General features: G+C 69.4%; 20 protein-coding genes, 1 pseudogene and 1 riboswitch. Of the genes and pseudogenes, 20 read left to right on the top strand and 1 reads right to left on the bottom strand.

Translation table 11 applies throughout. The features are described from left to right. Nucleotides 1–30: 30 nt before the first annotated feature. From WBK50_RS01185 to WBK50_RS34880, 9 genes and pseudogenes are all read left to right on the top strand, one after another. Entirely contained in the window at nt 31–909 is an 879-nt protein-coding gene (locus WBK50_RS01185) for an MlaE family ABC transporter permease (RefSeq protein WP_341333828.1), read from the top strand. Nucleotides 910–922: 13 nt separating this feature from the next. Continuing rightward, nucleotides 923–1,783 (top strand): ABC transporter permease, encoded by an 861-nt coding sequence (locus WBK50_RS01190; RefSeq protein WP_341333829.1) that lies wholly within the window; start codon nt 923–925, stop codon nt 1,781–1,783. Between the two features lie 31 nt (nt 1,784–1,814). Beyond that, complete coding sequence (locus WBK50_RS01195; RefSeq protein WP_341333830.1) at nt 1,815–2,654, top strand: ABC transporter ATP-binding protein; 840 nt, start codon at nt 1,815–1,817, stop codon at nt 2,652–2,654. Between the two features lie 3 nt (nt 2,655–2,657). After that, nucleotides 2,658–3,896, top strand: a complete 1,239-nt coding sequence (locus tag WBK50_RS01200) for an MlaD family protein (RefSeq protein WP_341333831.1) — start codon at nt 2,658–2,660, stop codon at nt 3,894–3,896. Further along, the gene (locus WBK50_RS01205) at nt 3,893–5,275 is read left to right on the top strand and encodes an MlaD family protein (protein WP_341333832.1); all 1,383 of its coding nucleotides are present in this window, start codon (nt 3,893–3,895) and stop codon (nt 5,273–5,275) included. The genes WBK50_RS01200 and WBK50_RS01205 overlap by 4 nt, the downstream gene beginning before the upstream one ends. Beyond that, nucleotides 5,272–6,564, top strand: a complete 1,293-nt coding sequence (locus WBK50_RS01210) for an MlaD family protein (RefSeq protein ID WP_445942201.1) — start codon at nt 5,272–5,274, stop codon at nt 6,562–6,564. The genes WBK50_RS01205 and WBK50_RS01210 overlap by 4 nt, the downstream gene beginning before the upstream one ends. Next, nucleotides 6,561–7,916, top strand: coding sequence for an MlaD family protein (locus tag WBK50_RS01215; RefSeq protein ID WP_341333834.1), 1,356 nt, complete (start codon nt 6,561–6,563; stop codon nt 7,914–7,916). The genes WBK50_RS01210 and WBK50_RS01215 overlap by 4 nt, the downstream gene beginning before the upstream one ends. Then, nucleotides 7,913–9,229, top strand: coding sequence for an MlaD family protein (locus WBK50_RS01220; protein ID WP_341333835.1), 1,317 nt, complete (start codon nt 7,913–7,915; stop codon nt 9,227–9,229). The genes WBK50_RS01215 and WBK50_RS01220 overlap by 4 nt, the downstream gene beginning before the upstream one ends. Before the next feature lie 187 nt (nt 9,230–9,416). Beyond that, nucleotides 9,417–9,530, top strand: a pseudogene (locus tag WBK50_RS34880) (hypothetical protein); the annotation flags it as partial. 38 nt (nt 9,531–9,568) lie between these two features. Here the strand turns inward: WBK50_RS34880 and WBK50_RS01225 are convergent. Next, nucleotides 9,569–10,000 (bottom strand): hypothetical protein, encoded by a 432-nt coding sequence (locus WBK50_RS01225; protein ID WP_341333836.1) that lies wholly within the window; start codon nt 9,998–10,000, stop codon nt 9,569–9,571. 56 nt (nt 10,001–10,056) lie between these two features. Between WBK50_RS01225 and WBK50_RS01230 the strand changes: the two genes are divergently transcribed. The 11 genes from WBK50_RS01230 (at nt 10,057) to WBK50_RS01280 (ending at nt 21,725) form a co-directional block, all read left to right on the top strand. Then, the gene (locus WBK50_RS01230) at nt 10,057–10,527 is read left to right on the top strand and encodes a hypothetical protein (RefSeq protein WP_341333837.1); all 471 of its coding nucleotides are present in this window, start codon (nt 10,057–10,059) and stop codon (nt 10,525–10,527) included. A gap of 2 nt (nt 10,528–10,529) precedes the next feature. Then, nucleotides 10,530–12,899, top strand: coding sequence for an RND transporter (locus WBK50_RS01235; protein ID WP_341339247.1), 2,370 nt, complete (start codon nt 10,530–10,532; stop codon nt 12,897–12,899). Beyond that, a complete protein-coding gene (locus WBK50_RS01240; RefSeq protein WP_341333838.1) occupies nt 12,896–13,975 on the top strand; it encodes a peptidyl-prolyl cis-trans isomerase in 1,080 nt (359 codons plus the stop codon). The genes WBK50_RS01235 and WBK50_RS01240 overlap by 4 nt, the downstream gene beginning before the upstream one ends. Further along, nucleotides 13,972–14,175, top strand: a complete 204-nt coding sequence (locus WBK50_RS01245; protein ID WP_341333839.1) for a hypothetical protein — start codon at nt 13,972–13,974, stop codon at nt 14,173–14,175. Before WBK50_RS01240 ends, WBK50_RS01245 begins: the two co-directional genes overlap by 4 nt. Nucleotides 14,176–14,394: 219 nt before the next feature. Continuing rightward, nucleotides 14,395–15,693, top strand: a complete 1,299-nt coding sequence (locus WBK50_RS01250; RefSeq protein ID WP_341333840.1) for an aromatic ring-hydroxylating oxygenase subunit alpha — start codon at nt 14,395–14,397, stop codon at nt 15,691–15,693. Between the two features lie 24 nt (nt 15,694–15,717). Then, the gene (locus WBK50_RS01255) at nt 15,718–16,641 is read left to right on the top strand and encodes a DODA-type extradiol aromatic ring-opening family dioxygenase (protein WP_341333841.1); all 924 of its coding nucleotides are present in this window, start codon (nt 15,718–15,720) and stop codon (nt 16,639–16,641) included. Between the two features lie 109 nt (nt 16,642–16,750). After that, entirely contained in the window at nt 16,751–17,908 is a 1,158-nt protein-coding gene (locus WBK50_RS01260) for a PDR/VanB family oxidoreductase (protein WP_341333842.1), read from the top strand. Nucleotides 17,909–18,449: 541 nt separating this feature from the next. Continuing rightward, the gene (locus tag WBK50_RS01265) at nt 18,450–18,983 is read left to right on the top strand and encodes an LLM class flavin-dependent oxidoreductase (RefSeq protein WP_341333843.1); all 534 of its coding nucleotides are present in this window, start codon (nt 18,450–18,452) and stop codon (nt 18,981–18,983) included. Between the two features lie 128 nt (nt 18,984–19,111). Beyond that, a riboswitch (SAM riboswitch) is annotated at nt 19,112–19,203 on the top strand. Nucleotides 19,204–19,520: 317 nt separating this feature from the next. Then, the gene (locus WBK50_RS01270; protein ID WP_341333844.1) at nt 19,521–20,015 is read left to right on the top strand and encodes a GNAT family N-acetyltransferase; all 495 of its coding nucleotides are present in this window, start codon (nt 19,521–19,523) and stop codon (nt 20,013–20,015) included. Further along, nucleotides 20,008–20,958 (top strand): amino acid ABC transporter permease, encoded by a 951-nt coding sequence (locus WBK50_RS01275; RefSeq protein WP_341333845.1) that lies wholly within the window; start codon nt 20,008–20,010, stop codon nt 20,956–20,958. The genes WBK50_RS01270 and WBK50_RS01275 overlap by 8 nt, the downstream gene beginning before the upstream one ends. An 11-nt stretch (nt 20,959–20,969) precedes the next feature. Continuing rightward, nucleotides 20,970–21,725, top strand: a complete 756-nt coding sequence (locus tag WBK50_RS01280) for an amino acid ABC transporter ATP-binding protein (RefSeq protein WP_341339248.1) — start codon at nt 20,970–20,972, stop codon at nt 21,723–21,725. Nucleotides 21,726–21,751: the final 26 nt, after the last annotated feature.

A 21,751-nucleotide genomic window follows, 5' to 3' on the forward strand; every position in this document is an offset into this window, starting at 1 on the left:
GCAACGACTTGAGAGGGTGGGGGCCAGGACGTGAACAGCGCACCGCGCGCCGCGTCGAAGGATTCCGGGGCTGCCCATGTCGCCCCCCGGGGCGGTCCGGCGACCCGGAAGCCCTGGATCGAGCACGTGCCGGGGTCGGTCGCCGGGGTGGTCGTCGAGATCGGCGGGCTGACCCAGCTGGCAACTCAGGTGCTGTGGAGCGCCGTGCGCCGCCCGGTGGGGTATTGGCGCGCGGTCCGCGACGAGATGTACAGCGTGCTGAGGCTGTCCTGGTTCCCCATGATCCTCGCGGTCCTCACGTTCTCGCTGATGATCGGTCTGCTCGGCCTGAACGTCACGAACCTGCTGGGTGCGAACAACCGCTACGGGCAGTACTTCTTCATCCAGAACACGCGGGAGTTCACCCCGTGGGTCAACTCCATGGTCGTCGCCGGAATCGTCGGCGCGGCGATCTGTTCCGATCTGGGCGCCCGCAAGGTGCGTGAGGAGCTTGATGCGCTGCGCGTGCTCGGCGTAGACCCGGTTCGGGAGTTGGTGCTCCCGCGCATCATCTCGACGACGATCCTGACTCCGCTGCTAATGCTCGTCTCGCTGGCGGTCGGTGTGGTCTGCGGACTCTTCAGCGCGGTGACCTACGGGGGCGTCCCGAGCGGTGAGTACTGGGCGACCGTGTTCAAGAACCTGACCACGATCGAGCTGGTCGTCGCGGTGCTGAAGAGCGCCACCATCGGCTTCATGATCGGCATCGTCGGGGCGTACAAGGGCCTCAACGCGGGCGCCGGCTCGATCGGAGTCGGGCGCGCGGTCAACCAGGCGGTGGTCATCGCCTTCGCCCTCGTCTTCCTCATCGACCTGGCGTTCAACATGATCACCCTCGGCCTGTTCCCCGAGTTGCAGACCGTCAGGTGAGGAAGGACAGGTCGTGAGCGTCAATCGTGGGAAAAGCCAGCCGTCGGCGCGTCCCCAGCCGCCGGCCGCGGACTTCGGTCCCGGCGCGGTCATCGCGAAGGTTGGTGAGCTGCTCGAGAACGCCGTGCAGATGGTCCGCTTCTTCGGGCGGGTCGCCGTCTCGATACCGCGGGCGGTGCGGCTGTACCCGTCCGAGGTGCTGCGCCAGTGCGGGATCCTGATCCTCTCCAGCGGAATGATCATTTGGTTCATGGAGCTGGTGCTCGGCGTGGTGTTCGCCGTCCAGGGCCACTACATCTCGCGCCAGTTCGGCGCGCCGGGCTACGTCGCTGTCTACCCGGCACTGGGTGGCCTGCGCACCGGTGGCCCGGAGATGTGGGGCTGGATCCTGGCCGCGAAGGTCGGCTGTGGACTCGTCGCCGAACTCGGATCGATGCGCATCAGCGAGGAGGTCGACGCGCTGGAGGTGATGGGCGTCGAGCCGGTGCCCTACCTGGTCGGGACCCGGGTGCTCGCGGCCACGATCGCAATGCCCTTCCTCTACATCGTCGGCCTCGGCCTGCTGTACGTCGGATCCTGGTTCATGATCGTCGAGGTTCTACACACGGTCTCGCCGGGTGGGTTCTTCGATGTGCTGTGGGCCTTCCAAAGTCCGCTCGACCTGTTGTTCTCCATGGTCTGGACAGTGGTTCTCGGCGTGCTGGTCGTGCTCGTCGGCTGCTACTACGGCTACACCGCGAAGGGCGGCCCGGTCGGCGTCGGGATGAACACGTCGAGATCGATGGTGATCAACATGGTGCTCGTCAGCCTCCTCGGTCTGATCTTCCACCAGCTGTTCTGGGGCGGTTTCGCGAACGCACCGATCGCCAACTGATCCCTGATCCACCCTGAGTACTGGAGATTCAATGCTGAATCAGCACGCCGCCCGGCCCCCGGGTGAGCCCACCTCCGCCCGACCCGGTCACCGCGCGAGCGCGGGCAGCGAGGTGATCGAGCACTCGATCGAGGTCCGGGACGTGCACAAGGCCTTCGGCTCGTTCCAGGTGCTGCGCGGGCTGAACCTCAGCTTCGTCGACAACGCCATCACGACGGTGCTCGGCCCCTCCGGCACCGGCAAGAGCGTGCTCCTCAAGCACATCGTGGGACTCCTCGAACCGGACCAGGGCGAAGTGCACGTGTTCGGCAAGGACATCTGGAAGGTGTCGGAGGCGGAGCGGTTCCAGCTGCGGAAGCGGTTCGGCGTGCTGTTCCAGGACGGCGCGCTATTCGGCTCGATGGACCTCTACGACAACGTTGCCTTCCCGCTGCGTAAGCACACCACCCTCAGCGAGGACGAGATCGCGGAGCGGGTCATGCAGCGGCTCAAGGAGGTCGGCCTCGAGCGGTCGATGGACAAGGCGCCGGGCGAGATCTCCGGTGGCATGCGCAAGCGGGCCGGTTTCGCGCGGGCGCTGGTCATGGACCCCGACGTCGTCATGTTCGACGAGCCGGACTCCGGCCTCGACCCGGTCCGCACCAGCCTGCTCAACGACCTGATCCTCCAGATGCACGCCGAGCACGGCGGCACGTACATCCTGGTCACCCACAACATCCCCACCGCGCGCAAGGTCAGTGACTACGTCGCAGCGGTCTGGCAGGGCAGGCTCGTGCACTACGGCCCCACCGAGGACGCGTTCGCCTCCGGCGACCCGTTCCTGCGCCAGTTTCTCTCGGGGGACTCCGCAGGACCGTTGGGAATGGACTGAGGAATGCTCAGAAAGCTGCTCATCGCCGGCTGCGTGCTGGCGGCAGTGCTCGCCACTTCCGCCGCGTTGGTCCTCGACGCCGATGCCGGCGAGGGTTACGAGATCAAGGTCGCGATGACCTCTGCGGCCGGCATCGTGGCGGGCCTGCCGGTCCAGGTGGACGGCTTCGACGTCGGTGAGGTCACCGCGGTCACGGCGCAGGACAACCAGGGCGTGGTGACGCTGTCGCTCTCCCCGGACCACGCGCCGTTGCACACCGGCACGACCGTGGTGGTGGAGTGGCGCTCGGTGCTGGGCGAGCACTTCCTGCAGCTGCGCCCCGGCCCAGAGAGCAACCCGGTGCTGCCGAGCGGCAGCATGATCGAGGCGGGGTCGAACCAGGTTCTCGTCGAGGACCTGCTGGAGGCGCTCGACGAGCCGACCCGTGCGCACCTGACGTCGGTGGTCGACCAGCTGCAGAAGACCTTTGACGGCAAGGAGTCCGACGTCAACGATCTGCTGCGCACCGCGGGGCCCACGGTGGAGGCGCTGGGGGCGGTGCTCGACGCGGTGGGCCAGGACGGGCCGGCCATCCGCGAGCTCGTCACCAATGCCCACCAGGTCACCTCCGTGCTGGCGCAGCGACGGGACAAGCTGGGCGCCACGATCAGCGACCTCGGGCGCACCGCGGACGTCGTCGCTCCTCAGCAGCAACAACTCACCGACGGACTTGCGGAGCTGCCGGCCACGCTCGATGCGGCCCAGGGCGCGCTCGACCGGGTCCCGGCGGCCGCCGAGTCGACGGTGCCGATGCTCCAGGACCTCCGCCCGGCCGCGGCCAGGCTGCCGGCGACGGCGGCGAACCTCAACCCGGTGCTGCGCGACCTGCGCCCCACCGTTGCCGAGCTGCGTCCGACCCTCGACGCGGCGAGCACGCTGCTGCAGTTCACGCCGGGCCTGCTGGACAGTGCCACGGCCACGCTTCCTGGCATGACACAGGCCGTGCGCTCCCTCGGCCCCGCAGTGCAGTTCCTGCGGCCTTACACGCCGGAGATGATGGGAATGATCGACAACTGGGGCAACGTGTATTCCCAGTACAACGGGTCCGGCCATTTCGGGCACCTGCTGATCAGCTATGGGCAGACCGCGGTCAACAACCAGCCGAACATGGCGCCGGTCGGTGGGCAGGTCAACCCGTCTCCCGCACCGGGACACAGCTCCGGACAGCCCTGGACCGACGCGAACGGAAACAGGCCGCGGTGAAGACGAGATCACGCAAGCTTCCGCGCATCGCCCTGGTGGCGGTGCTGCTCCTCGCGGTGACGGCGGGGATGGTGACCGGCAACGGCGACGATTCCACCGTGCGTGTCGTCGCGGTGTTCCATGACGCCAGCCCGCTCCGGCAGGGCAACCTGGTCAAGGCCCACGGGGTGCAGGTCGGGCTCATCGAGGCCGTTGCGCTGGTGGACGGACAGGCTCACGTGGAGATGACGGTCGAGCGCTCGGTGCTCCCGCTGTACTCCGACGCCACCGCCCAGATCCGTCCGATGACCCTGATCGGTGAGCGGTTCGTGCAGCTCGACGCCGGTTCAACCGGGACGCCGCTGCACGGCGGTTCGATGGTCATCCCGGCCGAGCGGACCTCGCGGGCGATGGACCTCGAGGACGTGTTCAACACCCTCGACGACCCGACCTCGGCGGCGCTCGCCGCGCTGGTCACCACGCTCGGTGAGGGCATGCAGGGCCGCGGTGAGGACGCCGCGGCGGCACTGGCCGCGGTCGAGCCCACCTTGAGCGAGGTCGACCGGCTCACCGGGATCCTCGCCGCGCAGAACGCCTCGCTCAACCGAATCCTCGAGATCGGACAGCTGCACACGAGCGCTTTCGCTGATCGCGACGGCGCGACGCTCGACCAGCTCGTCGGTGCTGCCCAGCAGACCCTGGGGGCCGCTGCGGCCAACAAGGGCGCGGTGGACGACGCCCTCGCGGCACTGCCGAGCACACTGACCTCGGCCCGGCACACGCTTCGCGAGCTGGCGGGCGTCGCCGACGCGACGACCCCGGTACTCGGATCGGTCCGCCCGGTGACTGACAACCTGGTCCAGATCAGCAGCGAGCTGCACGAGTTCGCCGACGCTGCCGATCCGGCCCTGGCCTCGATGCCACCGCTGCTGAAGCAGCTCGACGCCATGCTCGACGAGGCCCGTCCGGTGGTCGAGGCCCTGCGGCCGGCGGCGACCGACCTGCACAGCGTCGCAGGCTCGGTGCGCCCGATCGCCGAGCGACTGCTCGTCCACGAGCCCGGCACCCCGAGCAGCTTGGAAAACCTGATGAACGGCCTGGCCAACTGGGCGATGGCGACCAGCGGCTACGACGGTGTGTCGCACTACTTCCGGGCCGCCGCGGTGGTCACCCCCGAGACGGCGCGCCAGATGCTCGCCGGCTTCGCCCCGCCTGATCTGGTCCCCGGCCAGGTCCCCACGCTGCCCAGCGAGGTGCTGCCGGGTCCGACGACCGCGGCACCGGATCTGCTTCCCGACGTCATGCCGACCCCGCCGGCAGGTGACCCCGGCAATGCCACCGGGCTCAGCGAGCAACAGGAGAAGTCCCTGGTGGGGCAGCTCCTCGGCGGGGGGCGATGACCGTGGCTCATTCAGGAGCCCGAGCGCGCGGCCGGACCTTCCTGGTCGGGATCGCTTCGCTCGGCGCGATCGCACTGCTCGGATACGTCATGTTCACCGCCAACCAGGGCCGGCTTCCCGGCGCTGCGGCCAGCACGGTCAAGGCCGCCTTCACCGACGTCGGCCAGGCCGACCTCAACTCGGAGGTGCGGCGCAACGCCCAGCGGATTGGATCGGTCTCCAGCATCGAGGTCGTCGGCGACCACGCCGTGGTCACCATGACGCTGGACGGCGACGTCCCCATCTACGGCAACGCCACCGCCGCGCTGTGGGACCAGTCGGCTCTCGGCCAGAAGTTCATCGAGCTGCAGCCCGGTGACCCGTCGGCCGGACCACTCGTCGACGGCGTGATCCCCGTCGGCCAGACCGAGGAAGCCCACGACATCTCCCATCTGCTCGACGTGTTCGACGAGCCCACCCGGGCATCCCTGCGCACCGCGATGCAGGAGATGGGTGGAGGCGCGGCCGGGTACGGGCCGGGGCTGAACGGGTTCATCGGTGGCGCACCCGGATTGCTCGCCGACGTCGGCACCGTGGCAGCCGCCGCGGCCGACCCCGAGGCGCGCCTCCCGGAGTTCCTGCGCAGCGTCGACCATCTCGCGGTGCGGTTCCAGGGACGGTCGGACACATTCCGCACCCTGCTGAGGCAGACCGAGTCGACCCTGGCGGCGTTGAACGTCGACGGAACCCAGCCACTGGGGGAGTCGCTGCAGAAGTTGCCGGGCACCCTCACCGCAGCCCGTAGCGCGCTCGACGCGTTGAACGAACCGCTGGCTGACACCCGGGTGGCGATGGAGGCGCTGCGGCCCGGCGCGCAGGCGCTCGGAGATGCGACGCCGGACGTTCGGGGCGTGCTGCGGGAAGCGCCGGTCCCGCTGGCCAAGGTCCCCGGTGTGGCCGATGCTGCCGGCCCGGCCGTCGAGGACATGACCCACACCTTCACCGAAGCCGGGCCGTTCGTGCCTCGGCTGGCCGACGGGCTGTCTTCGGCGGCGCCGCCACTTCAGGTGCTGGCTCCCTACGCCGATGACCTCGGCCTGTTCTCCGACGACATCAGTTCGGTGATGGCCCCGCACGCGGACTTCAGGCACATGCTGCGCATCGTCATCGCCGTGCCCAGCACCGCAACAGTGAGCGGCCTCGGCCCCGTGGGGGCCCAGCCCGCCAACCCGTACCCGGCCCCCGGTGAGGCCGCACACAGGGACCGCGACGCCAACGGCGCGCTGATTCCAGGGAGGAGGCCGTCATGAAGCACCTGTCGCTGCGTGGCCGATCATCGGCAATGGGGCTCGTCGCCGTCGGCCTGTTCGCCATCTTCATGATCGCGCTGTTCGAGAAGCCGGCGATCCTCGCCTTCCTCCGACCCGGCGTCACGGTCGTCGCCGAGTTCTCCCGGCAGTACAAGCTGGAGACCTACCGCAGCCCGGTGAAGCTGGCGGGCACCCCGGTCGGAGTGGTGACCGGGATCCAGACGACCGATCACGGCACCGTGGCCGTGTCGCTCAAGCTCGACGGCGACAGCTTGGAGAAGATCGGGAAGTCGCCCTCTGCGGAGATCCGGCCAACCACGGTGCTCGGCGGCAACTACTACGTCGCACTGACCCCGGGTGGGGAGCCGGGCGAGTTCGCCGACCGGGCCATCCCGGCGGCGCGCACGCGCATCCCGGTCGAGCTCGACACGCTGCTGCCGGCGATCCCACCGGAGGCACAGGAGTCGCTGCGCCGCACGACGACGCTCCTCGACAACACTCTGCAGGCCGGCGCCGGCGACGCGCTGCGCGACCTGGCCCGCGAGGCACCCGCCGCGTTGGCCCCGACCGGCGCGGTGATCGACGCGGCGCGCGGCACCCGTCCCGACACCGACCTCGCCGAGCTCGTCACCGATCTCAACCGCACCGCGGAGGTCGTGACCCGGCGTGACGGTCAACTGGGCGCCATCGTCGACTCGGTGGCCACCACCAGCAACACCCTCGCCGACCAGAGCGGGCCGATGGCCGAGGCCATCGCCACGTTGCCCGAGACGCTGCGGCTCACCCGAACCGGAGCGCAGGATCTCTCGGGGACACTCGACCGGCTGACCAGGACGGCCGCGTCCATCCGCCCCGCGGTACGGGAACTCGACCCACTGCTGGAGCAGCTCGACCCGACGCTGGCGGCGGCCCGCCCGCTGCTGAGCGACCTCCGCCCGCTGCTCGAGCAGGCTCGGCCGATGGTGGACGAACTGGTACCCGCCGCACAGCAGGGAACCACGGTGCTCGACGACGTCCGCGGGCCGGTGCTGGACCGGATCAACGGTCCGATCATCAACGCCATCATGTCCGAGTGGCACGGCCAGGCGCCCAAGTACCCCGAGGGCGGCAACGGCAACAAGTTCTACGAAGAGCTCGGTTACCTGTTCACGAACATGAACAACGCCTCGAAGTTCTACGACGAGAACGGCGGCATGGTGCGCATCCAGCCTGGTGCGGGCACCTCGTCGCTGGCCAACACCCCCGGCGGGCTGGACCAGCTGCTGGTGCAGCTGGGTGAGCTGGGCGGGCCCCCGCCCCCCAGCGACGGACCACTCCTGAAGCAGGGGCTCACGGGAGGGACGCCGCGATGACACCGTTGAAGGCATCGGCATTCCGTAGGGCATGGCAGCGGCTGCGCACCGTGCCGGGGCTGGGCCGCGACGTCCTGGCGCTCGTCGGACTGGCGGTGGTGGGGGTGACAGCAGCGGTTCTCATCCTCTCGCAGATGAACTACCTGCCGCCGTGGAGCGACAAGACCGTGTTCGACATCGAGTTCGACGAGGCGGTCGCGGTGAGCCCGGGCAACGGTCAGCAGGTGCGCATCGCCGGTGTCCCGGTGGGTGTCATCACCGACTCGCAGCCCACCGACCGGAACACCTCGCGGGTGACCGTGGCGATCGACCGGGGCCACCCGGTCTATGACAACGCCCGTGCGGTGCTTCGCCCGGTGAACCCGCTCAACCAGATGTACATCTCGCTCGACCCCGGCAGCCCCCCCGGCCGGCCCCTGCCGGAGGGTGGGGTCGTGCCGGTGACACAGACGTCGCGTCCGATCCAGCCCGAGGAGGTGCTCAACCACCTCGACGAGCGCAGCAGGCTCGCGCTTACGGCGTTGCTCGCCGAGTCGGACACGGCACTGGCGAGCTCTGCGAAGACGCTGCCGGCCGGGCTCAAGGCCACCCAGCAGAGCCTGGCCGACCTGCGTCCGGTGATGCAGCAGCTCGCGGACCGCCGCGAGCACCTCCGCCAGTTCGTCACCGCGCTCTCGCAGATCGCGACCGCGGCCGGCGACAAGGACGAGCGCCTGACCAGCCTGGTGAACTCCACGCAGGAGACCCTGGCCGTCATCGGCAAGCGCGACAACGAGCTGCGGCAGACCCTCAGCGAGCTGCCCGGGCTGTCCGCGGACCTCCGGCAGGCGATGAGCAGCACCTCGACCTTGACGACGCAGCTGAACCCGACCCTGGACAACCTCGACGCGGCGGCCGCCGACCTGCCAGGGGCACTGAGCAGGCTCGCCGACACGACCGAGCAGGTTCATGACACCGTCGTCGCCGCCGCACCGGTCGTGGCGAAGGCGCGACCCCTCGTCGACAACCTGCGACCAGCCGTCACCGATCTGCGCGGCACCTTCGACGGCTTCGCCCCGGTCACCCGCTGGGCCGACAACGCGACGGCGCAGATCACGCCCTGGATGTACGACCTGGGCGCGTTCGTCTACAACACCAGCGGCATCTTCAACGTGTCCGACGCACAGGGTGGCCTGGCCAGGGCCCAGCTCTCGCTCAACCTGCAGAGCCCGACCGGCATCGAGACGCCGGAGGACATGACGACCAACACCTACCGGCACGCCGAAAGCCCGATCGGCCCGTACCCGGCGCCGGGCGAAGGAGGCCCGCGATGAAGATCCCCCCGCACGTCTTCCCGCTGTCAGGTTGGCCACGGTGTCGGCCTTCGTGCTGGGCTGCGCGGTCTTCTTCGCCTACCTGTGGTCGCAGGGCGGCGGGTTCGTCCCCGGGTTCAGCCAGGCCCGCCCCTACCACGTATCGGTCGAGGTGCCGAACATCCGGAACCTGGCACCGTTCTCCGACGTGCAGGTGGCAGGAGTGGCGGTCGGCAACGTCGAGCGCATCGAGCGCACCGGCGACCAGCTCCGCCTGGACCTGCAGCTCGACGATGTCGCGGTACCCCTGCACGACGGCGTACGGGTGCAGGTCAGCGAGAAGTCGCTGGTCGGGCAGTACTACGTGAAGGTCATCGACGGGCAGGGCGCGCCACTGCCCAGCGGCGCCGTCCTACCGGCCTCGGCGGTGATCCCGCCCGTCGACCTGCGTGACGTGCTCGCGAGTCTCGACGCCCCGACCCGCGAGGACCTGGGCGGGCTGATCCGCTCGCTCGGCACGAGCAGCGACGGGCGTGCGCGCGACATCTCGGCGCTGATGTCGGGGCTGTCGGACCTGGGGCACAACGGCACCACGGCCGTAGACGCCATCGCCGCCCAGTCCGCCGACCTCGAGTCGCTGATCAGCGAACTGGAGACGCTGTTCACGACGCTGGACACCGGAGACGGCCAGGTCGTGCAGCTGGTCGACGACGTCAACCGGATCACGGCCGCCACGGCCGGGCAGCGGGAGGCGATCGAGGGCACCGTCCGTCGCCTGCCCAACCTGCTCACCAGCACCTCCACCGCCGCCGGTCACCTCACCGAGCTTCTCCGGTGCGCTGGCCCCCGTGGCGGCAGACCTCCGGCGGGCCGCACCCGACCTCAACGCGGCACTGGTCGAGCTACCGGCCACCAGCCGGGACCTGCGGGGCCTGCTGCCGTCACTGGACGCAACGCTGGACCGCGCTCCGGCCACTCTGGATCGGGTTCCCGCCGTCGGCGAACAGGCCAGGGCGCTGGTCCCGCCGGCGACGGACATGCTCAAAGACCTGAACCCTGCCCTGCGCTACCTCAAGCCCTACGGCAAGGACCTCTCACAGGTTGTGACGGTCTTCGGCGCGGCCTTCCACCAGTACGGAGACTTCGGCGACACGTTCCTGCACGTGCAGGCCGTGCAGAATCCGTACGCACTGACCCCCAACCCGGTGACGCTCCCGCCGGGACTGCTGGCGAACTCGAACCCCTACCCCGAGCCCGGCGGTCTGGCCGATCGCAAGCCGCTCAACCGGGACTTCCCACGTCTGGAACCCGATCGGTGAGGATGTGGATCCGGCTGCGGAGCATGGGTGGCACCGGCCTGGCGGCCGCACGGCGGATGCGGCGTAGGCCGTCCCGGCGCGGTCTGCTCACGGCGGTGCTCGTCCTCGCGCTGGGTGCGGGTGTCGTCGGTGGATTGGCGCAGCTCCGGGTCGACACAGGTACCGACTCGTTCCTCCCCGCGGGCGATCCCACCCTCGCTGCGATCGAGCAGAAGGCGCGCAGTTTCGGCGGTGATCCCGTCGTGGTGCTGGTCCGGTCGCCGGAGCCCCGCCAGCTGCTCCTCGATCAGCAGCAGCTGCTGGCGCTGCTGCGGGCCGAGGGCACCCTGGCGACGCTGCCCGATGTCGCGGCCGTGTACGGCCCGGCCACCGTGATCAACCAGATCGTCACGTCGGCACAGAACCTCCTCGCCCAGATCGCGGGGCGTCGCGACGGGCTGCGGATACAGGCCGAGCAGCAGGCCCGGGCCGCGGGCGCCACGGAGCGGGGGACCCAGCAGGCGATCGAGCAGGCCACCCGCGATTTCGATGTCCGCTACGGCAGCCTGCTGGTGCAGGGGCTGCCCGCCGGGGCGCCGACGCTCTACAACTCGAACTTCGTGCGCACGGTGGCGTTCGACCAGTCCACCGGGCAGCCGCGCCCGCAATGGCGCTTCGTCATCCCTGCGCCGGACACCGTGGCCATTCTGGTCCGGCCGCGGGAAGGGCTTGATCAGGCGGGCACGCAACGGCTCGTGGACGCCGTCCGCACCACGGTCGGGGACGCGGGCCTGGCCACGCGGACGATCACCGTCACCGGGGTTCCGGCGGTCACCGCCGGACTCGCCGGACAGGTGGCTGCGGAGCTGCCGCTGCTCGGACTGCTGGTCGCGGTCGCCGTCGCGTTGCGGTCGCTGCTGGTACCGGGGCGCGGGCGGCGCTCGGCCCGGCTGTGGCCGCTGGCGGCCGCTCTCCTGGGCACCGCGCTGGCGCTTGCGGTGTTCGGGTGGCTGAACCGGCCGCTGTCGTTCGGATCCGTCGCCATGCTGCCGCTGCTCCTCGGGGTCGGTAGCACGTTCCCGCTGTACCTCGCAGCCCTGCGCAACCGGCGCCGAATCGTGGTGATGGCAGTGGCCAGCGCTGGTGCCTTCGCCTCACTCGCCGTCTCTCCGCTGCCGTTCGTGCGCGAGCTCGGCATGGCTCTGGCCCTGGGTGTGCTGGGCACCGTGGCCGCGGCGCTGCTGCTGCGTCGAGGACTTCCCGATCGGCCCGGCGTAGATCCGACAATCCTCGAGTCGGCAGTCCCGGACCCGGCCAAGGCCTCACCGCGCCCGGTGCGCTGGCCTGCGCGGATAGCGGTACTGATGGTGCTCACCGCGGTCGCCGGGCTGGGATGGACGGTGTTGCCCCGGCTTGCCGTCGAGGCCAACCCGCTCGAACTCGCCCGTGGTCTGCCGCAGCTCGACGATGCCCTGGTGGCGGAGCAGGTACTGGGATCGTCGGGTGAGGTCAGCATCAGGCTGAGCGGGCCCGACGTAGTCAGCCCAGAGGCGCTGGCCTGGTCCAGACAGGCCGAGGCAGCGGTGATTTCCGGCTACGGTGGCGAGGTCCGTCCGGTCCTGACGTTGCCGAGCCTGCTGGCTTTCCTCGGCGATGCACCTACCGCCGAGCAGATCGACGCGGCGCTGGAGCTGTTCCCCAGCTACCTGCGCTCCGCGGCGGTGGCACCCGACCGCAGGTCGGCGCTGATGATCTTCGGGCTTCAGCTGCGCGATCTGGACGCGCAGAACCGGCTCCTGCAGGACGTCCGGGACGCCCTTCCGGCCCTGCCACCCGGGTACTCGGCTGATCTTGTCGGGCTGCCGGTTGCGGCCGGCCGGGGGTACGACCTCATCTCCGAGGGGCGCTACCTGGCCAACCTCGCCGGCATCGCGGTGGCGGGCGTGGTGCTGGCGATCGGGCTGCGGCGGCGCACCGACGCCCTGCGGGCGACGGCGGCGGCGCTGCTGGCCACCGGGTGGGGGCTGGCGATCATCTGGTTGGTGGGTGGCTCCCTGAGTCCCCTCACAGTTGCACTCGGCTCCCTCATCACGGTGACCGGGTGCGAGTTCCTGGTGCTGCTCGCCGAGGCCCGGCGGAGCGGTGAGCGGTGGTTGCGGCGCAGTGTCGCGTTCGCCTGCCTGACCTCAGCGATCGGTTACGCCGCTCTGGCGGCGTCACAGCTGCGGTTGGTGCGCGAATTCGGCGTGGTCCTGACGGTGGCTGTGATGTTGTCCTATCTCGCAGCGCTGGCTGTGATGTGGATCTTCCCGCCGGGGCTGGGGCCCGCGGTCGGGAGCGGAAGTGCACGTGGACGCGTGCGGGTTGCGAGAAGAACGGAGGTGGTGGTGTGAGGGGAACGAAGGTGTTCCGCAGCGCCGCGGGCGAGACGACGAGGTGGCTGCGTCAGCGGCCGCTGCTGGTGCCCCGACCGGGGAAGACCTGGTACCTCAGCGCCGTAGCGCTCGCGGTGCTTGCTACCGGGGCCGGCACTCAGATCGCGGTCGCCCAGATCACGGCCCTGCCTGCCGACGCGGCCTTCCGGATTCACGACACCATGCTCACCGAGCAGCAGCTGACGGACCGGGTCCGGGCCCTCGAGGCGCTCTATGGGGTGCGACGCCCCGATGATCCGGCGGCTGTGGACCGGTTCAACCGAGATTCGGCGAAGGCCGTAGCCGTGAGCGAGATACTGGATTCGGCGGCCGAGGAAGAGGGCGTCGTCATCCCGGAGAAGGCGGCTCAGGATGAGCTGGAGAAGCTGCTCACCCAGACCTACCCGGCTGGGCGCGGCGACTTCATCGCCCGGTTGGGTCAGGTCGGGCTGTCCGAGCCCGAGGTGCTTGCCGAGATCCGGCGGCAACTGACGAACGCGACGCTCTTCGACCAGGTCACCCGTGACATTCCTCCGGTGACCGACGCTGATGTCCAGCAGGCCTACGACACCCGTCGCGATGAGATGGCCGAGCCGGAGAAGCGCCACGTACGCAACATCGTGGTCGCTTCCGAGGTCGAAGCCCGGAACGCGGTCGATCGGCTGAAGGCAGGCGAGGACTTCGGTGCAGTCGCTCGCAGCGTCTCGCTGGACGGAAGCACCAAGGACAAGGGCGGCGATCTCGGAACGGCGGTGCGCCAGCAGCTGGATCCCGGCTACGGCGACGAGGCCTTTCGCGCGGCTGCCAACTCCGTGTTCGGTCCGGTAGAGACCCAGCACGGGTGGAATGTCGGTCAGATTCTCGAGGTCACGCCTGCGGTCCCGCTGTCGCTGGAGCAGGTCCGAGATCCACTACGGCAGAAGCTGGAGGGGGAACGCAGGCTCGGGCGGTGGAACGGCTGGCTCGGCGAGAAGATCCGAGCGGCCGAGGTCGAGTACGCGCCGCGGTACCGGCCCGCCGATCCTGACGCACCGCCCGGCGACGTGCCGCGATGATCGGGCTCCTGCTGGTGGCCGGCTCGGCAGTGCTGTTCCTGCTCGGTTACTGGGGGAGGTGCAATGCCGAGGATCTCGTGCCGGTCTCGCTCGATGCGGACGAGCGTGCCCGCCGCACCCGGGTGCTCCGGCGTGGATCGCTGGCCTGCTGCGCGGTGGCCATGTTGTTCCTGATCGCGAGCATCGGCGCCTTCTTCTGAAGGCGGTGGAGTTTCGGTAGTTAACACGGATGCGGCACAACCCCTGTCCCGGCGATGGTGCCTTCGACCCGCAGCGCCGGTCGTGGAGCTCCGGGCAGGACGGCGCTGCCTCGACCGGGCGACGACCCGCGAACCTCGCAGCGTCGAGACGTTGGTTCCGGTCACTCGCAACGCCGGCGTCGCAGGGCACCAGGGGCGAATCAAAGAAGGGCGAGCGCAATGACGATCGGTTACAGCGGTGCCGAGAAGATCGATGATCTGCTCGATCCGGCGCAGGGTCTGGTCAGCCGGCATGTGTTCTCGGATCCGGCGATCTATGAGATGGAGCTGCAGCGGATCTTCGCGCGGTGTTGGCAGTTCCTCGGGCACGAGTCGCAGGTGCCGCGGCCCGGGGATTTTGTGAGTGCGTATCTGGGTGAAGACCCGGTGATGTTGGTGCGGCAGGACGATGGATCTCTGGCTGCGTTCCTGAATGTGTGTCGGCATCGTGGTATGCGGATCTGCAAGTTGGATGCGGGGAACGCGGCGGGGTTTTCCTGTAGTTATCACGGGTGGGCCTACGACCGGCGTGGGAAGATCGTGGATGTTCCGTTCGGGGAGATGTATGAGAACGCTCCTCTGGACGACAGTTGGGCGGCTGTGCCGGTGGCGCAGGTGGCCAGTTACAAGGGTTTGATTTTCGGGACGTTCGATCCGGATGCGCCGTCGTTGGTGGAGTATCTGGGTGATATGGCGTATTACCTCGATGTGTTGGTGGATCGTCGGGAGGGTGGCACCGAGTTGGTCGGTGGTGCCAACAAGTGGATCATTGACAGCAACTGGAAGTACGGGGCGGAGAACTTCGTCCAGGACGGCCATCACGCCTTCGCCTCGCACATCTCGGCGCTGATGGCGGTGCAGCCCGACGAAGCCGAGGTCACGGACTTCCCTGGCGGGTGCACGGTGTCGCCGGGGAGTGGCCACGGTGGTGGATGGTTCGAAGGACCGACGCTCGAGATGGTCGTTCGCGATCCTGTCCTGCTCCGCTACCACCAGGACGTGGTGCGCCCGGAGTCGATCCGCCGGTTGGGTGCCGACCGCGATCCGGTGCACAACGTCGCTGCCTTTACTGTGTTTCCGAACTTCTCATTCCTGACCGGCGTCCAAACCATCCGGGTCTGGGTGCCGCGCGGTCCGAACCACATGGAGGTGCGGTCCTGGACGATTGTCGACAAGGCCGCGCCCCAGGAGGTCAAGGACGCGCAACTGCGGCTGGTCCGAACCACGTTCAGCCCCAGCGGAATCCTGGAGCAGGACGACGGCGAGAACTGGTCGATGTGCCAGGACACGATGCGTGGTCACGTTTCGCGGCAGCTGAACTCCAACATGCGAATGGGAATGGGCAAGCGGGTCGACGCCGATATCGCGGTGCCCGGTCGGGTGATGCACGGCTGGAACGAGGAGCCGGGACGCGGGTTCTTCGAGCGCTACCGCCACCTGATGTCCGAACCCACCTCGCGGGCCTGGCTGGAGAGGTAAGGGCCGAACGGGAAAGGCAACAACATGATCACAGAGCGTGGTGCGTGCGCCGGCCGCACGCCCCCCGACGATCAGCCACCGCTGCCAGTCGAACTCGTGACGGCGTCTCCTGCCCCGGCGGTCCCGGTCAACATCGTGTTCGCCGGCGGGTGCTCCCATGCGGCGGCCTTGCCGGCCGGCCCCGCAATCGACCCGCCCGATGCCGCTGCTCGTCTGAGTGCCGGCTACGCGCGGCTTTCACAGGACATCGCCGCAGCCGCGCCGGACCTGATGATCGTGATCACGGACCGCCATCAGCAGAGCTTCTCGACCGGCACGTTCGTCGTCGGCACCGGCGAGCGCCACACCGGCTCGATGGCAGTTCGCGATCGGCCCGACCTGGATCTATCTCTTAAGGGGATGCCGGCATATGCCTACGCGATCGCGGACTGCTTGCGCGCCGAGGGGGTGGAGGTGACGGAGGTGGGTCGGGTCGACCTCGATCACGGGTTGATCGTGCCGCTCCGAGAGCTGCTACCGCGTCCGGGCATCCCAGTCGTCCCGATCGTCACTCAGCCGGCGCGTGGCTTCTCCCCGTTCGGAGCCCGGTCCTTCGGCGAGGTGCTCCGATATGTCGTCGAAGCCCGCGAGGAGCGCATCGCCGTTCTGGCCACCGGTGGTCTGTCGCACCGGCTGGACCCGGGAGAGGTCGGCAACAGCGACGTCGAGTTCGACAGCCATGTCCTGCAGATGTTGCACGATGGGCGGGGACCGGAACTGGGCGATCTCGATCCTTACACCCTGCTTCGTCATGGGCACCACGAGTTCCTCAACTGGCTGGTGATGCTCGGCATGATCGGGCCGGGCGTTCGGGGCGAGGTGTACGCCTACGAACCGATGCCGCAGTCCGGAGGTGCTCGGGCCGTGGTGAACATGCTGCTCTCCGAGCGGAAGACACCCGCTGCCTGAGGCTTCCGAGTTCGTCTGCGCGATGCGTACCGACCCAACGCCCAGCTCTCTCCGACGCGGCCTCGACGCGGGGCCCGGATCCGAAGTCCCCCACGAAGTGAGGCTGTTCATGAATGCCGAGGTTGCCCGCGTTCCGCTGGGGGCCGCTGAAGAGCTGAGGCTGATCGTCCGGCAGGTGGTCCGCGAGGCCGACGGAGTCGTCTCGGTGCTGCTCGCGGACGCGGAGGGGGGCGAGCTGCCGCCGTGGGAACCCGGCGCACACATCGACCTGTGCCTGCCCGGTATAACGCGGCAGTACTCGCTGTGCGGGGACCCGGCGGATCGACACCACTACCGGCTCGGGGTGCTGTTGGAGCCCAGGAGTCGCGGAGGATCACGCTTCGTGCACGACATCTTGGGCCCCGGACATTCAGTGACAGTCCGCCCACCGCGCAACCACTTCCGCCTCGGTGAGGCAGCCGAATACCTGTTCATCGCCGGCGGAATCGGTATCACTCCGCTGTTGCCGATGATCGCGCGCGCCGAGGCCGAAGGGCGTCCCTGGCGTCTCGTCTACGGCGGGCGGTCGCGTGGTTCGATGGCTTTCCTCGGGCAGGTGGCCACCTACGGTGACAAGGTCGAGGTGGTGCCCCAGGATGAACACGGGCTGCTCGACCTGGCCGAGCTCCTGAAAGTCCCTGGCCAGAGACACGTCTATTGCTGTGGGCCCGAACCTCTACTGGCGGCCGTGGAGAGCCACTGTGCCGGTTGGCCAACAGGCCGACTGCACGTGGAGCGGTTCACGACGGCGGCCCTGGTCGGCGACGCGGACAGCCAGACGGCGTTCGAGGTGGAGTGCGCGGAATCGGGTGTGACCGTGGCTGTGGCGATCGGGCAGACCATGCTCGACGCCATGCTGGAAGCCGGTCTCGACCTCAACTTCGATTGCAAGGAGGGGACGTGTGGTACGTGCGAGCTCGGCCTCGTCGAGGGCGTCGCTGATCATCGAGACGCGGTACTCACTCGGGAGGAGCGCGACGCGGGCGAGTTGATTCTTCCCTGCGTCTCTCGTGCCCGGAGCTTCCAGGCTTGTCGTCGAAGCGTGAGCATGATCGAACGCCGGGGCGGTCGGCCTTCGAATTGCGACCATCAAGGAGGAGACCGTCCGGTTGTACCGGCTCGGTCGGCTCGTGCGACTGGAGATCCAGTATGTGTTGCGCGTCCGCCGCAGCCAGTGCCACGAAGGCGCCGCCGCCGGTGTCAAACGGCCTGCCGGGCGCTGGTTTAGTAGAGAAGCTCGAACTCACGACCAGGCTGATCAGAGGTCGTCCAGTAGGCGTCGGTCAGCGACCTCATCTTCGGCGTCCCCGGAGTCGTCGCCTACATCTCCCAGCCCACGCCGCGGGCCCTGCCATCCCTGCGCAAGACCATGAGATGGCACGAGGTCCGGCCAGCTTTGTGGCCTTGGTGATCGTGCTCTACCCACACCGTCGACCCGCATCTGGCCGCGATCCCGCTCTTCGAAGTAGTCGGCACGGCGGCCGAGCGTTCGAGATCGAGCCAGTCCTCATACCGGCCCGCGTGCTCGGCGACCCCGTCGTGATGGGGAGTGGTTGACGATGCCGACGTGACACGAGTCGTGACACGAAACCGCGTCGACAGGTGTTGTCACGGTGGGCCGAGGCACCGGTCGCGTTATTGTTGTCGCTGGCAGATGCGCTGTGATGTGAGTAACCATCCTCTTTTAATCCGCGGGTTGTGAGTTCGATCCTCACGGGGCCCACCCCTTCCTACCTGGGGAGATCGTACCTCGGGATGATCACCTTTGGGTGTCCTGGAGCGGCCTGCGCAGCGGCGGCGACAGCGCGGTCGTCGCGGGGGAGCGCGGTCTGGCGTTCGCGGCGAACTACCACGTCAGCCCCGGGACCGTGCTCGAGGCGGTGGACGCCTACCGCAAGGCGTTCCGGCCGTCGGAGCGCCTGGCTGCGCCGTACGTGATGGTGTCGGCCGATGTGGTCGTCGCGAAGAACGACGCGACCGCCGGCGAGCTGGCCGCGGGCTACGGACCGTGGGTGCACAGCATCCGCGCCGGCGCCGGCGCCATCCCGTTCCCCGACCCGGCCACGGCGACCGCGCACCCGTGGTCCGACGAGGACCGGGCGCTGGTGGCGGACCGGGTGGCGACCCAGTTCGTCGGCTCGCCGACCACCGTCGCCGAGCGCCTCGAGGCCTTGCAGCGGGTCACGGGTGCCGACGAGCTGCTGGTCACCACGATCACGCACCGGCACGACGACCGGGTCGCCTCCCAGGCGCTGCTGGCGCAGGAGTGGGCGGCGCGGGCCCGGACCCGCCTCGCCTCCTGAGCCCGGCACACCGGTCGCCGCCCCGCGAATGTCCGGACCTTTCCGCAGCTCAGGACGGGTGTGGCGCCGATGACACTTGCATGTTCATGCTCTTGACAACCGGATCGGGTGACGGGTTGAGTGCGAGAAGTCCATCCAGAGCGGCCGAGAGACCCGGCTCGACGACGCCGCAGCAACCCGCGCCCACGGCGCAGGGTGCTACCGCCGGGACCGATGGGAGCGGTATGTCGAGCCGAGTGCTGCGGGTGCCCGCGCGCCGGCAGCTGCGCTGTTGGTGGACGCGCCGGCGACACGTCGACCTCTGCCGGACGCACACCGCGCTCTGTCGCTGACCGCCCCTGCTTCTGATCGGCGCTGTCGCTGATCGGCGCTGCGCTGATCGGCGCTGCTCCTACCCCTCACCGACCAGCCCTTCGTCACGGCCGCGCGAACGCGGACCGTCCGTCCACAGTGCTCCGGTGTGCCCTCGTGCGCACCGCTTCGGGGGTCCCTCATGTCCATCTGTCCGCACCACCACGCCCACGCCGGAGGGGTGCGGTGACGGTTCCGCTCGAGACCCGACGGGTCGACTACACCGATCCGCTCGTCCTGCCGATGCTCGTCGAGCTCGACCACGAGTACTGGACGCGCTATCGGCACACCCTCGGTGACCTCGCCGAGGAGATACGCCGCGAGCGCGCCCGGTTCGCGCCGCCGGACGGCGGGCTGATCCTGCTGCTCGCCGAGGGCGTCCCGGTCGCGGGTGGTGCCTTCCGCCGGTGGGGCGCCGACACCGCCGAGCTCAAGCGGATCTGGACGGACTCGGCCCACCGCCGCCGCGGCCTCGCCCGACGCGTGCTGGCCGAGCTCGAGGCCGAGATCTCGGCGCGCGGCTACCGCCGGATCTACCTGACCACCGGGCCGCGCCAGCCCGAGGCACAGCAGCTGTACCTGGCTACCGGCTACACCCCGCTCTACGACCGCTCCCTCGATCCCGAGGAGATCGGTCCCCACCCGTTCGAGAAGCACCTGACCGGAGACCGTGATGAGTGAGCTCGCCACCGCGCACGCCCCGCCCGCCCGCGAGGAGGGCCCGGACGACGCCGATTTGACGATCGTCCAGGCCCGCCACCCGTGGCGGTGGGTGGCGACTGCGGTCGTCGTGGTGCTGGTCGCGATGGCGCTGCACGCCCTGGTGACCAACGCGGCGTGGGACTGGGCGACCGTCGGGCAGTACCTCTTCGCGCCGTCGATCATCCGCGCGGTGCTCCTGACCCTGCAGCTCACCGTGCTGGGGATCGTCGTCGGGTTCGTGCTCGGGACGGTCCTCGCGGTCATGCGGCTCTCGCCGAACCCGTTGCTGCGCTCGGTCAGCTGGACCTACATCTGGATCTTCCGGTCCGTCCCGCTGATCCTGCAGCTGCTGTTCTGGTACAACCTCGCGCTGCTCTACGACTCGATCTCGTTCGGCGTCCCCTTCGGGCCGGCGTTGTTCGAGATCGGCGCGATGGACCTGGTCGGGCCGGTGACCGCCGCGGTGCTGGGTCTCGCGCTGCACCAGGCCGCCTATGCCGCGGAGGTCGTGCGCTCCGGCTTCCTCGGCATCGACCAGGGCCAGCTCGAGGCCGCCGCCGCGCTGGGCATCCCGCGCTGGCGCCGCTTCCGGCGCATCCAGCTCCCGCAGGCCATGCGCACGATCGTCCCGACGGCGGCGAACGAGCTGATCGGCCTGGTCAAGGGCACGTCGGTGGTCTACATCATGGCGCTGTCCGAGCTCTTCTACCAGGTGCAGGTGATCTACACCCGGACCGGCCGGGTGATCCCGATGCTGCTGGTCGCGGCGGTCTGGTACCTGGTGCTGACCACCGTGCTGTCCATCGGGCAGTTCTACGTGGAGCGGCACTACGCCAAGGGGGCGCTGCGCGTCCTGCCGCCCACGCCCCTGCAACGGCTACGGGCCACGTTCGCCAGGTTCCGGCGGGAGGTGGCGGCGTGAGCCCCGCACCGATGGTCGACCTGCGCGGCGTGCACAAGAGCTTCGGCGGGATCGAGGTGCTGCGCGGCGTCGACCTCACGGTCCGGCCCGGCGAGGTGACGGTGGTGCTCGGGCCGTCGGGCTCCGGCAAGTCCACGCTGCTGCGCACCATCAACCATCTGGAGAAGGTCGACCGCGGGTTCGTCCGGGTCGACGGCGAGCTGATCGGCTACCGGCGCTCCGGGCGGAAGCTGCACGAGCTGCCGGAGCGGCAGGTCCTGCGCCAGCGCAGCCGCATCGGCTTCGTGTTCCAGAACTTCAACCTGTTCCCGCACCTCACCGTGCTCGACAACGTCGCCGAGGCGCCGCTCTCCGCGCAGGGCCGGGACCGGGCGACCGTGCTCGGCGAGGCCCGCGAGCTGCTGGACCGCGTCGGGCTCGTCGACAAGGTGGACGCGTACCCGCGCCGGCTCTCCGGCGGTCAGCAGCAGCGGGTCGCGATCGCCCGCGCGCTTGCCCTGCGACCCAAGCTCCTGCTGTTCGACGAGCCCACCTCGGCGTTGGATCCCGAGCTGGTCGGGGAGGTTCTCGACGTCATGCGCGACCTCGCCCGCAGCGGCACCACCATGGTCGTGGTCACCCACGAGATCGGCTTCGCCCGCGAGGCGGCCGACACCGTGGTGTTCCTCGACGAGGGCCGCGTCGTCGAGCAGGGGCCGCCCACCCAGGTCCTCGACGACCCCCGCGAACCCCGCACCCGCGCCTTCCTCGGCGCCGTCCTGCGCTGACCCGGCGCTCCCACCGACCGAAGGAA

This window comes from Pseudonocardia sp. T1-2H (genome assembly GCF_038039215.1).
Lineage (GTDB): Bacteria > Actinomycetota > Actinomycetes > Mycobacteriales > Pseudonocardiaceae > Pseudonocardia.